General features: G+C 33.0%; 6 protein-coding genes and 1 pseudogene. 6 read left to right on the top strand and 1 reads right to left on the bottom strand.

Going from position 1 to position 13,605, the window contains the following annotated elements; genetic code table 11:
- Positions 1-22: 22 nt before the first annotated feature.
- Entirely contained in the window at positions 23-544 is a 522-nt protein-coding gene (locus tag RH82_RS00740) for an IS1096 element passenger TnpR family protein (protein ID WP_034057268.1), read from the top strand.
- A gap of 215 nt (positions 545-759) precedes the next feature.
- Here the strand turns inward: RH82_RS00740 and RH82_RS00735 are convergent, their stop codons facing one another.
- Complete coding sequence (locus tag RH82_RS00735; protein ID WP_034057265.1) at positions 760-1,818, bottom strand: hypothetical protein; 1,059 nt, start codon at positions 1,816-1,818, stop codon at positions 760-762.
- Positions 1,819-1,949: 131 nt separating this feature from the next.
- Here RH82_RS00735 and RH82_RS00730 point away from each other — a divergent pair, with 131 nt between their 5' ends.
- From RH82_RS00730 to RH82_RS00710, 5 genes and pseudogenes are all read left to right on the top strand, one after another.
- Positions 1,950-2,846 carry an ABC transporter ATP-binding protein gene (locus tag RH82_RS00730; protein WP_034057263.1) on the top strand — a complete coding sequence of 299 codons (897 nt, stop codon included), beginning with the start codon at positions 1,950-1,952 and terminating at the stop codon, positions 2,844-2,846.
- A gap of 45 nt (positions 2,847-2,891) precedes the next feature.
- A complete protein-coding gene (locus tag RH82_RS00725; protein ID WP_034057262.1) occupies positions 2,892-3,725 on the top strand; it encodes an ABC transporter permease in 834 nt (277 codons plus the stop codon).
- A gap of 92 nt (positions 3,726-3,817) precedes the next feature.
- Positions 3,818-7,135 (top strand): T9SS type B sorting domain-containing protein, encoded by a 3,318-nt coding sequence (locus tag RH82_RS00720; protein ID WP_034057261.1) that lies wholly within the window; start codon positions 3,818-3,820, stop codon positions 7,133-7,135.
- A gap of 3 nt (positions 7,136-7,138) precedes the next feature.
- On the top strand, positions 7,139-9,850 hold the full coding sequence (locus tag RH82_RS00715) for a T9SS type B sorting domain-containing protein (protein WP_034057260.1): 2,712 nt from the start codon (positions 7,139-7,141) through the stop codon (positions 9,848-9,850).
- Positions 9,851-10,007: 157 nt separating this feature from the next.
- Positions 10,008-13,605: pseudogene (locus RH82_RS00710) on the top strand (hypothetical protein); the annotation flags it as partial.

Below are 13,605 nucleotides of genomic sequence, written 5' to 3'. Positions count from 1 at the left end.
TTTGCAAACCAATTATTAGTTTATGATTTACAGATTTAGAGTCATTTTAGACAACGATACCGAAGACGATGTGTTTCGCGATTTAGAGATTAAAGAAACAGACACAATGGAAGATTTGCATAATATTATAACGCAGTCTTTTGGTTTTGATGGCACAGAAGTGGCTTCCTTTTATTTAAGTGACGACGAATGGAATCAAGGTGAAGAGTTTTCACTTTTTGACATGAGTGAAGGCATGAACCAAGTGCGTTTAATGAACGAAGCTAAACTATCTGATACTGTTCATGAGGCGCAAACTAAACTTATTTACGTTTACGACTTTTTAAATATGTGGACTTTTTACGTGGAATTAGCTGAAATTGCTGAAGAAACCGAAGGTGTAGATTATCCTAATTTAATGTTTGTTCAAGGCCAAGTACCCGACGATGCTCCAGAAAAAATATTTGAAGCAGAAAAAAATGGAGAATTTGATGATGATGATGATGATGACGATTATAATATTGACGATTACGACAATTTAGATTTCGATGAACATTGGAATTAATGTTTTTTAAAGCAACAGCTTTCTATACATTGTAAAACGGCTATTTCGCATGCTTTATTTTGACATTTGTAAGAAAAACCAAAAAAATACATACTCAAAATTCCCACATTAAGCAATGCCATTATTTTTAATTTGAAATCATAAATCTACGTTTTATACAAGAATGATAATCTCAAGGAAAACATAGAGTAAAGTTCTAAAGGATTTGTTTTCGATTAAAAATGTTTAGTATTTACATTTTCATAATTACGCTTTACATAGTATAAAGCATTTTTTAAGATGCTTCCCATATTTCTACTTCTTTTAAATTTTAGATCTAATGTATAGTCATAGATTTTAGATTTAAGCATTTTTACATTTTTATCATTTGAAATTTCATCATTAATCATACAATTTAAAAGGGCTTCTATCCTATCATTAAAACTAATCATACGTTTTGCAACAATAGAACGCTCTTCAATTTTATATTGATCTATTGATTCTTTCTGAAATTTCTCAGAAACCAATTGCACCATTGTTAAATTCTCTTTAAAAAACTGCGGTCTGTATACATTAAATTTTCCTTCGTAGCATTGCTGATCGAAATCTATAGCTCTAATTTTATATACCACATGATCGAAATCATGAGTGGGCACAATTACATAATTGTAAGACCGCATATCTCCAAGAAGCCTAATCATACAACGTTCGTTAAACTTTACAAACTCCTTTGCTATTTGCGATTTCTCAGACGAAGTACACTCTGGCAATATATTCTCTATAAACTCATCTCCTGGAATTCCTGAAATATGCTCTTCTACAAGGGTCTCCTTATACACCATAAAATTCAAGTTATAGGGCGATAGCATGTGCTCTAATTCCAGTCCATAAACACGAGAAGCGTCAGCCTTTTTTACGTAAAAATAAGTGTAATTATCATTTAATATATTCCTGACTTTTACTCGAAAGGGTTTAGAATTTCCAAAAGTGCAATAGTCAACCGCATCTATATTTAAAAATGGAATGGTCTTTTCGTTCCCATCACTATGTAGCTTAGTGTACACACGCTTGAGACTTAAATCTATTTCCGCTCTATCGAATTCACTATAATATACACGAATCCAAAGGGTGTCTTTATCATTTTTATCATAAACAGTTACAGAGCCTTGAAAACGTAACAAATCGTCATAATTTATAGACGCATTAGTATTCCTATTGTATTCATCCAAATAACTATTCAATTTGGTGCAAATTGGATATGTAGGCTTCTTTTTCGAAATTTTCAAATCATTCATAGTCAAAGATAATATTCAAAATTATGATAAATAACGATATGGTGTAACAAAAGTTCAATAGATTCGTCTTACATTTATATCAAACACCTAAATATTATATTTTATAATTTTTAGTATTAAAATCAATCATATTGGAAACCATCCTTCAAATTAACAATTTAACGAAAAAATTTGGCTATTTAACTGCTGTAAACGACTTATCTTTTACTATTAAAAAAGGAAATGTTTACGGTATTTTAGGCCCAAACGGAAGCGGGAAATCAACTACATTAGGTATTACTTTAAATGTAGTAAATAAAACTAGTGGAGATTTTAAATGGTTTAATGGCACTATTTCCACACATGAAGCTTTAAAGAAAGTTGGCGCTATTATAGAACGTCCAAATTTCTATCCATACATGTCTGCTTACAAAAACCTGAAATTGGTTTGTAAAATTAAAGGTGTTGATTATTCCAAAATAGACGAAAAATTGGAACTTGTTGGTCTTACAGAAAGAAAGGATAGTAATTTTAGCACGTATTCTTTAGGTATGAAACAGCGTTTGGCTATCGCCTCTGCTCTGCTCAATGATCCACAAATATTAATTTTAGATGAACCTACAAACGGTTTAGACCCTCAAGGTATTCATCAAATTAGAGAAATAATAAGAGAAATAGCAAGCCAAGGCACCACCATACTTTTAGCATCTCATTTATTAGATGAAGTGGAAAAAGTATGTTCTCATGTTGTGGTCCTTAGAAAAGGTAAAAAATTATATTCTGGTCGTGTAGACGAAATGATTTCGAGTAATGGTTTTTTTGAGTTAAAATATGATGACGAGCCAAAATTGCTTGAGTTTTTAGAGCAACACGCTTCAATAGAAAAAACCATAAAAAAAGAAGGTCTAATTACTGCTTTTTTAAAGACGCCTTTATCGGCTTCAGAATTCAACAAACAATTGGTAGAAAATGGTATTTATATTTCTCATTTAGTGATGCGAAAGGAAAGTTTAGAAGAACAATTTCTTCAGCTTACAGATAACAACTAGAAACTAATCATCACTGAAATCACTTCAGAATAAAAACAAAAGATCATGTTAAGACTTTTAAATATAGAATTTATAAAATTGTGGAATAACAAAGCTAGTAAAGTATTAATACTCGCTTATTTTATTCTCTTGTCATCTATTGCATTAATCTCTGCCATAAAATTTGATTTTGGGGTTTTTAAATTCCATTTAGCAGATCAAGGGATTTTTAATTTCCCATACATATGGCACTTTAACACGTTTGTTGCTGGATTAATGAAATTTTTCTTATTGATTGTAATTGTATCAATGGTTGCCAATGAATACAGTAATAAAACGATTAAACAGAATTTAATTGATGGCTTGAGTAAAAAAGAGTGGATCTTATCTAAAGTATACACTGTAATTGTTTTTGCCTTTATTTCAACAATATTTGTCTTTATTATCTCTTTAGTTTTAGGCCTTATTTTTTCAAGTTATACAGAAGCAAACATCATTTTTTCTGATTTAGAATATTTAATTGCTTTCTTTATTAAGCTCTTTGGTTTCTTTTGCCTAGGTCTATTTTCAGGTATGCTAATTAAAAGATCTGCATTTGCTATTGGAGCAATAATAGTGTACTTCGCTTTTGAATTTATTTCTTATTGGGTTTTTAAAGGGTTTTATCGAGATACAGATATAGTAGATCAAGTGTATCAATTTTTACCATTTAAAGCACTTTGGAATTTAATAGACGAACCCGGCTCTAGACTTGGCGCTGTTAAAGAACTCGCAAGTGTAGCTGGGCAAGACTTAAGCTACGACTACGCAGTACATTGGTATGAAATAGCAATTGTATTAGGTTGGTCTGCACTATTTATTTTCTTTTCTTACAGATTACTTTTAAAGCGAGATTTATAATCGAGCACTTTTAAAGTAGTACTATTTTAACATTTATTCTATTGATAAGTCAATCTATTTACAATACCTTTGGTAGCGATTGCTTATAATAAATGAAAAAGATTATAATAATATTAACCACGCTTTTATGCTGTGTGTTTTCTAATGCGCAAAAAGAAGCCTCTAATTGGTACTTTGGAGATAATGCTGGTCTAAATTTTAATTTGGATACAGATACTGTTTCTGCGGTTAGTGATGGACAATTATCAACCGAAGAAGGCTGTACTAGCATTTCAGATTCTGATGGTAATTTATTACTATATACAGATGGAAGAATTGTTTATAATGCCAACCATGGTATTATGCCAAATGGTACTGGATTAAAAGGTGATCCATCGAGCACACAATCTGCCATAATAATTCCAAAACCTCAAGACCCTAATATTTATTATATTTTTACTGTCGATTCTCCGTCTACAGATGGTCAAGACTTTGGATTTAATTACTACGAAGTTGATTTAACTTTAGATGGAGGTTTAGGAGATGTTGTATCTAATCCAAATACCGAATTACTTGCCAATACCTCTGAAAAACTAAGTGCTGTTTTAAAAGACTGCCAAACACAAGCCGTTTGGGTGATTACTTTTGCTAATTCAACTGGTAATGGAAATAACAACAATACTTTTTATGCATACGAAGTAACAGATACTGGAGTAAATACAACACCAGTAACATCTTTATTAGGATTTAGTATTGGTGAAGCGAGAGGTTATATGAAATTTTCACCTAGTGGAGAAAAGTTAGCCGTTGCAAACGTTGGGCAAGGCTTATTACTCTGTGATTTCAATACAGATACAGGGATTGTAAGTTTTAATCAGGCGATAACTATAGACTTTAATTCTCCCGGTGGACAACTACAACAATCTTATGGTGTAGAATTCTCACCTAATAACAACTTATTATATGTTTCTACTTTCTTCTCTAATGGCGGAAACATTAACGACGCAAATAGCCAATATGGCGGCCTTTTACAATTCAATTTAAACGCTGCAGACATTAGTGATTCTCAAGTAATTTTAGACGAAAGACAAACGTACAGAGGAGGCCTTCAATTAGGTCCAGATGGTAGATTATATCGAGCAATGAGTGATACCTATAACAATGGCAATCCGTTTTTATCTGTTGTAAACAATCCTAATATAATTGGGACAGGATGTAACTATCAGCATAATGCTATAGCCTTAACTGATGACTCTAGACAAGGCTTACCGCCATTTATTACTTCATTTTTTAGCGAAGATATTGATATTATCCAAAATGGTACTAGCACTACTAATTTATCGCTTTGCACTGGTGATTCCTTTACATTAATGGCAGAAGACCTGACTGGAGGTGTCTATACATGGACTCAAGATGGTTTACCTTTAGCAGAAAGCGATTTCGATTTAATAATCACGGAATCTGGCTTTTACAAAGTTGAAATAGGATTTAATGGAGAAAGTTGTGGGATACTTGAAGGCGAAGCTAATGTCACATATTATGGGATTCCCGTAGCCACTCAACCAGGAAACTTACAAGCCTGTGACAATGATAATGATGGTGTTGCTGATTTTGATTTTTCAACACAAACAAGTACGATATTAAATGGTCAAGACTCAACCCTTTTTGGGGTAAGATATTATGCATCTATGACTGATGCGATTGGTAACATTAATGAGATAAATGGCACGTTTCAAAACACGAGTGCTTCACAACTTATTTATGCAAGAATAGACAATCTTGGAAATAGACGTTGTTCTGATTTTACAAGTTTTGAAATAGAAGTTTTCAATACTCCTGTAATTACTACTTCTAATGATGTCGATGGTTGTGATAATGATGCTAATCCTATGGATGGGTTTACGGCATTAACACTTTCAGATTTTAATGCAGATATCCTTGGCTCTCAAAATCCAACACAATATACTATTACCTATTATGAATCTCTAATAGATGCAGAAGCTACCAACAATAGCCTTCCAAACAATTATACAAACCAAACACCAATTACCGAAACCCTTTTTATAAGAATTGAAAACAACAATAATACAGATTGTTATTCTACAGGAAGTATTAACCTAATAATTAATCCAATTCCTGAAGCTTTTGATACTAACATATACCAATGCGACGAACAAGGTATGGTTGATGGATTTACAACTTTCAATCTTACTGAAGCTAATGACGATTTAACAGGAAACAATCCAGACCCATCTACGCAATTTTACTTATCGCTTATAGAAGCTGAAAGTGATTCTAACGAAATTAATAGCAATACTTATAATAATATTAGCAATCCTCAAACTGTATATGTTAGAGTTACAAGTAACCTAACAGGTTGTTTTAATTTTAGCACCTTAATTTTAGAAACCAGTGACACACAAATTAATGACTATAATGCGCAACCAGTTTGCGATGAGTTAGAGAGTGAAGATGGAATTAATACTTTTAATCTAGATGATTTTTCGGATGATATACTATTAGGTTTACCACCAGGATTGGACATAACTTATTATCAAACTGAAAACGATGCACTTTTAGAAAATAACGCGTTGAGTTCACCTTACCAAAATACAGTACCATATTCTCAAATATTATATGTTCGTGTAGAAAATGATAATGCTTGCTATGGTATAAATCAAGTAACTTTAACTATAAACCCAATACCTTCTTTAAGTGATGATGAAACAGTATTATATTGCTTAAACGAATTCCCTACAACGGTAACTTTAGACGCTGGATTAAGTGATAGTTCTGCGAACTATAGTTTTAATTGGTCTAATTCAGAAAGTACAGAAACAATAACTGTAAACACAATTGGAATATACACCGTAACAGTTACTAACAATATCACTTCTTGTAGTAACACAAGAACCATTAGTGTTGAACCTTCTAATATTGCAACATTAGAAGATATTGAAATTATTGATGGTAGCCTAAATAACAACCAAGTCATAATATTAACCAGTGGTGAAGGTGACTACCAATATGCAATAACAGATGAAGAAGGAGAAACATCTCCTTTTCAAACTAGTAATATTTTTACGCAATTATCACCAGGCATTTATAGTGTAATCGTTAGAGATATTAAAAATGATTGCGGCGTTACGGAAGATATTATTTCAATCATTGGTTTCCCACTTTACTTTACGCCCAATGGTGATTCTATAAACGACACTTGGCAAGTGTATGGTGTTTCAAGGCTATTTCAACCCGAATCTAAAATTTTTATTTTCGATCGTTTTGGAAAACTTATTACTCAAATAAACCCTTCAGATTCTGGTTGGGACGGCACTTTTAACGGTTTACCTTTGCCACAAAGCGACTATTGGTTTACTGTAACTTTACAAGATGGACGTGTATACAAAAACCACTTTACCTTAAAGCGTTAATAAATGGCAAAATATTCAAAAATATTAATGCTTTTTATTGCTATAGTTTTTTCTTCTTTGGCAATAGCCCAACAACAGGCCGCAAATTGGTATTTTGGCAATAATGCAGGCATTAATTTTGACGTAGCAAACAATACCGTTTCTTCTTTAGACAACGGAGAGCTAATTACTGCTGAAGGTTGTACAAGTATATCAGACGAAAATGGTAATTTAGTTTTATACACAGATGGTACTACAATTTATAACGCTGCGCATGCTGTTATGGAAAATGGTAACAATCTATTAGGAGATGAGTCTAGTACACAATCTGCTATTACCATTCCAAAACCTAACGATCCAAACATCTATTATGTGTTTACAGTTGGATCTAACTCTAATTCTACAGGACTAAATTACTATACAGTAGACTTAGCATTTAATGGTGGTTTAGGAAAAGTTATTGGCAGCAATACGAATCTACTTGGCAAATGTGCAGAAAAAATTTCTGCTGTATTAAAAGATTGCTTAACTGGAAATATTTGGGTTATTGCTTTTTCTAATGACGCTGGAACAAATGCTACAAATATGGATACGTTTCATGCTTTTGAAGTAAGTACAGCTGGAGTAAATACAGCAGCAGTTAAATCGACTTTAGCACTATCTATTTCAGATTTTAGTGGCAATTTAAAATTCTCTCCAAACAGTTCAAAACTAGCAAGTGCTAATGGCACAGGTGGTCTATTTATTGCAGATTTTGATGCTAGTACGGGAACAGTCTCTAATCCAGAATTTTTAGAAACACAATCTCCAGTAGAGTTATCTTATGGAGTCGAATTTTCCCCTAATAGTCAATTGCTTTATGTCACCACATATTTATCTCAAGAAAACCCAACAGACCCAAATGGACCGCCTTTAAATTTCTCAAATTTATATCAATACAATGCTTTTGCTACAGATATTACTGCGAGTAGAACGCTTATTACAAATCAACAACTTTATAGAAGCAGTCTTCAATTAGGACCTAATGGAAAAATATACTGTTCGCTTAGCGAAACCTACAATGAAGGCATTCCATTTTTAAGCACCATAAACAATCCTAATACTATAGGAATGGCTTGTAACTATCAACATAAAAGTGTAAACCTTAGTGGTAATGTTTCAAGACAAGGTTTGCCTCCATTTATTCAATCGTTTTTTACACAGCAAATAGATATTATTCAAAATGGAAGCGATACATTAGACCTCATACTTTGTACTAATGATATTTATACTTTAACTGCTGAAATTATTCCAGGCGCAATCTATACTTGGTCTAAAGATGGTAACCCTCTAACAGAAGTTAGTAATGAGTTAACAATAAACACACCTGGAAATTATCAAGTATTAATTGAGACAAACACCAATTGTGGTGACCAAAACGGGCAAGCAAATGTTACTTACACAGCAGGACCACAAGCTTTTGATGCTAGCTTGTTTCAATGTGGAACTTCAGATTTCTCTACTTTTAATTTAAATCAAGCAGACGAAGAATTAACAGGAGATGTAGCTGGATTATCTACTCAGTTTTTCTTCTCACAAATGGATGCCATTAATGGTACTGGCCCATTAAATGGAACTTCATATATCAATATTTCAAACCCTCAAGATATATATGTTCGTGTCATAGACGATAATACAACTTGTTTTAATATTTCTGTTTTATCTATAGGTATTAGCACATCTCAAGTTACAAATTATATAGCACCAGAAGTTTGTGACGAAACAGAGTCTCCAGATGGAATTAACACTTTTAATTTAGACGATTATTCTCCATTAATTTTAACTGGTTTACCTCCTGGCTTTGGCATTAGTTATTATAGTACATATAATGATGCTTTATTAGAACAAAACGTGCTACTTTCAAATTACAACAACGTAATACCATACTCTGAAACCATTTATTCAAGAATTGAAAATGGTAACATTTGCTATGGTATAAATGAAATACTCCTAACCATAAATCCTCTGCCACTGCTTGGAGAAGATGAAACCATTTTATATTGTATTAATAATAGTTCGCTATCATTAGTTTTAGAATCGGGATTACAAGATTCTAACACTTCTAATTACACGTTTAATTGGAGCACGGGTGAAAGCACCCAAACTATTTCCATAAATACTATTGGGGTTTTCACTGTTACTGTTACCAATAATAGTACTAATTGCGCGAACACGAGAACTTTTAATATTGAAGCTTCAAATATTGCAACAATAGATGAGATTATTATTAATGATGGGCAACTACAGAATAATAGCATCACGGTTTTAACCTCAGGAGAAGGCGAATATGAATATGCTTTAGAAGATTACGAAGGCATAACAACACCATTTCAAACATTAAACACATTTACAAACCTTAGACCTGGTGTATATAACATTATTATTAGAGATATAAAAAACGACTGTGGCACAATAGAGGCTGTCGTTTCTATAATAGGCTTTCCATTATACTTTACACCTAATGGAGATGGAGAACATGATACCTGGCATTTTTATGGCGCAAATAGCAGGTTTCAATCTAACGTAACAGTATTTATTTACAACCGTTATGGCAAATTAATTACGCAACTTAAACCTAATGGCCCTGGTTGGGACGGCACCTTAAATGGTAAGCCCTTACCACAAAGTGATTATTGGTTTTATGTCACTTTAGACGATGGTCGCGAATTTAAAAGTCATTTTACCTTAAAGCGCTAATTCTATAAAACGCTCTATAGTTGTTTTCAATTAAGGATTTCTTGATTTTTATGTTAGGGCTTATGTAGTTTCAGTTGTTATAATAGTAGTAATTTTGCAACTAGAAATATTTTTTTTTATTTCTACTCATCCAACATTCAAAATTAAAAAAAACTTAATGTTTAAAACTTCTTTAAAAACAATATTTACGCTTATTTTCTTATTTCAATCTGTCTTACTTATTGCACAAGAACCAAACGACTGTGGCAATGCTGTTACAGTTTGTGGCGATTCAGATGTAGTATTAGATGTCAGTGGTCAAGGAAATAATAGTAATGAATTTCCTGATTCTTGTAGTAGTAATGAGAATAATAGTCTTTGGTTAGAAGTTACAGTTACAACTACTGGAACATTAGCTTTTACTTTAACACCTAACAGTACTAATATAACAGAAGATTACGACTTTTTTATATTTGGACCAAACACCACTTGTGGAAATCTAGGACCAACAATAAGATGTTCAACCACAAACCCACAAGGTTCTGGACAGGCCAATAACCTTACTGGCTTAAACACTACTGAAACCGATAATTTTGAGGGTCCTGGAGCGGCTGGAAATAGTTTTGTTAGCGCTATTAATGCAACTGTTGGTGATTCATATTTTATTGTTATCGATAGACCTATTGGAGACAGTCCATTTAGTTTAACTTGGACAGGAACTGCGCAATTTAGCGATGCTCCAACTAGTGAAACCAATCCAAATGGTGGTGCATTAAATTTAACAGTCTGCGATTCAGTTGCACCTTTTAACGATGGTCAAACACCTTTTGATTTAGAAACAAACACACCTGTAATTGTTGGTACACAAACAGATATTGCTGTTGCGTATTTCGAAACTGAGAGTGATGCTAATATTAGTGTAAACCCATTAACAGGACTATATACAAGTACAAATAATGGTCAAACTATTTTTGCTACCATTACAAATACAACGACTAATTGTTTTACAATTCAAGAATTCGATCTTTTTGTTACTAATAACACGACCATAATAACACCTCCAAATATGGTGGTTTGTGATACTGATAATGATGGTTTTTCTGATTTCATTTTAAACGACTTAAATCCAATTGTATTAGGTGCTCAATCTGATGCTGATTATACAGTTTCTTATCATAACACACAACCAGATGCCGATAATGGTGTTAATGCATTATCAAACCCTTATACCAATCAAATTGCTTATCAACTAGAAACTATTTTTGTACGTATAGAAAATAATGATAACGCATTATGTTTTGCAGTGAGTTCATTTACAATAGATGTTGTTGATGGTCCTTTAGCAAATACAGTCCCAAACCAATTAATTTGTGATGATAATAACGATGGCCTTTGGTCTTTCGACTTAGTAACATTAAACACAGCTATTTTAGTCTCTCAACAAGCCTCTCAATTTAGCATTACTTATCATATTAACTCCACGGATGCAGATAATAACACGAATGCAATCACTTCTCCATATATTAATCTAGTAGCCTATCAAGCTGAAACATTATACGTTCGTATAGAAAACAATGATAATATATCATGTTTCGATGTTAGCAGTTTCACTATAGATGTATTCGATCAACCTTCAACACCCGCAATTACTTATAGTGAATGTGATAATACAACTGATGATAGCGATGACACTAATGGATTAACCGCTTTCGATTTAAGCACATTAAATGCACAAGTCTATGGTACACAAAATACAACTCAATTTGATATTAATTATTTTCTAAATCAAACTGATGCTGATGCCAACACCAATGGTATAATAAACCCAACAAATTACATTAATACAGCAGTAAATACGGAAGCTATTATTGTACGTATAGAAAATGTAGATAATTTATTATGCTATTCAACCGCTGTAATAACGTTAGTTGTCAATCCATTACCAGAAGTGCAAAATACAAATTTAGTTCAATGTGATGAAGATGGCAATCCTGATGGTTTTACTCAATTTAATTTAAATGAAGCAAATGAAAACGTAATGATTAGTGGTGACACTACTGGTTATAATTACACTCATCATTTAAACTTAGCTGATGCCGAAAACGGAATAAATGATGTTACACCAGTACCTTTTACAAACACGACAAGTCTTCAAAACATATATGTTCGTGTAGAAGATGCTATAACTGGTTGTTTTCGTACAGCCATTTATACTTTAGATGTTACTGCTACCGATATTGGTAATGCAGGACTGAATACATGTGATGATGATTATGATGGTTTCACAGAATTTACACTTTCTGATGCTGATGCAACAATTCTAGCAACTTTACCTCCTGGTTTAACTGTCGATTATTATGAAACTATTAACGATGCGCAATTAGAAATCAATCAGCTACCTAATTTATATACAAATACATCAGCTTTTGTACAAACCCTTTTTATTCGTGTAGAAAATGCAAACGATTGTTTTGGTATTGCTAATATGGATATTACGGTAGATCCTTTACCTCAAAATAATATAGTAAATGACTTTGTTACCTGTACTGATAATCCAGACGTAACAAATTTAAATTTAAATCAATTTGATGCTGAAGTATTTGGCACACAAAACCCTTTAGATTACACTTTAGACTATTTCGAAACTCAATTTAATGCAGACAATAATATGAATGCATTAACAAGCCCTTACACAAACTCAAGCAATCCACAACCACTTTTTGTTAGAATTGAAAATAATACCACAGGCTGTACAATTACCAGTATAAACTTTAATATTTTAGTTAACACAAATCCAATAGCTGTAGCTCCAACACCTTTAGTCGTTTGTGATGACAATATTATCGACGGCATGACACTCATTGATTTAACCCTGAAAAACAACGAGATTTCAGGTGGTAATCCAGCATATTCGGTAACCTATTATATTGACCAAGCAAATGCTGACGCAGAAACCAATGCGCTTCCAAATCTATATACCAACACAACAGCAGATTTGCAAACCATATTTGTGCGCGTCGAAGACGTTACTACCGGCTGTTTTGACACTACAACATTAGACTTGTTAGTGGAGCAAGCACCAATAGCGTTTACACCAACGCCCTTAGTAGATTGCGATCCAGACAGTGATGGTTTTGGGGTTTTTACACTCTCAGATACAACATTAGAAATCACAGGAGGCGCAGCAGGACTTACCGTAACCTACCATGAAACTATGGCAGATGCCGGAAATAATGTTAATGCATTAACCAGTCCCTACAATAATATTGTAGTCGATACCCAAATCATATATGTAAGAGTAGAGAGTTCAACCATTGCAACCGACTGTGCTACTTTTGTAGCATTAGTTCTTACTGTAAATCCAACACCACAAATTACAACGGCTGCTAATTTAACACCCTTAGAAGTTTGTGATAATGATGCCGATGGCTTTGCTGTTTTTAATTTATCAACTAAAGAACCAGAGATTCTAAACTTATTAGACACAGATACGTCTAACGATTTAGACCCATTATTATACACCATTACGTATTATGAGAATATGGCTAATGCTGAAGCACCAAACAACCCTATCACTACTCCAAATGCATATGTAAACACAACTATGGACCTACAAACCATTTGGGTGCGTGTAGAAGATAATAGTACAGGTTGTTATAAAACAGTAGCCTTAGAATTAATAGTAAACCCATTACCAGTACTAGTACAACCAACACCATTAGTGCTTTGTGATGTTACTAATCCTGGCGATGAGGTAGAAGCCTTTACTTTAGAAG

The organism is Lacinutrix jangbogonensis (genome assembly GCF_000797445.1).
Taxonomy (GTDB): Bacteria; Bacteroidota; Bacteroidia; order Flavobacteriales; family Flavobacteriaceae; genus Lacinutrix; species Lacinutrix jangbogonensis.
This window is presented reverse-complemented; position numbering and strand designations above follow the sequence as displayed.

Excerpts from the sequence above, each read along its gene's own strand:
- RH82_RS00720 (WP_034057261.1), top strand. The coding sequence starts at position 3,818 with ATGAAAAAGATTATAATAATATTAACCACGCTTTTATGCTGTGTGTTT.
- RH82_RS00740 (WP_034057268.1), top strand. The coding sequence starts at position 23 with ATGATTTACAGATTTAGAGTCATTTTAGACAACGATACCGAAGACGAT.
- RH82_RS00715 (WP_034057260.1), top strand. The coding sequence starts at position 7,139 with ATGGCAAAATATTCAAAAATATTAATGCTTTTTATTGCTATAGTTTTT.
- RH82_RS00725 (WP_034057262.1), top strand. The coding sequence starts at position 2,892 with ATGTTAAGACTTTTAAATATAGAATTTATAAAATTGTGGAATAACAAA.
- RH82_RS00735 (WP_034057265.1), bottom strand. The coding sequence starts at position 1,818 with ATGAATGATTTGAAAATTTCGAAAAAGAAGCCTACATATCCAATTTGC.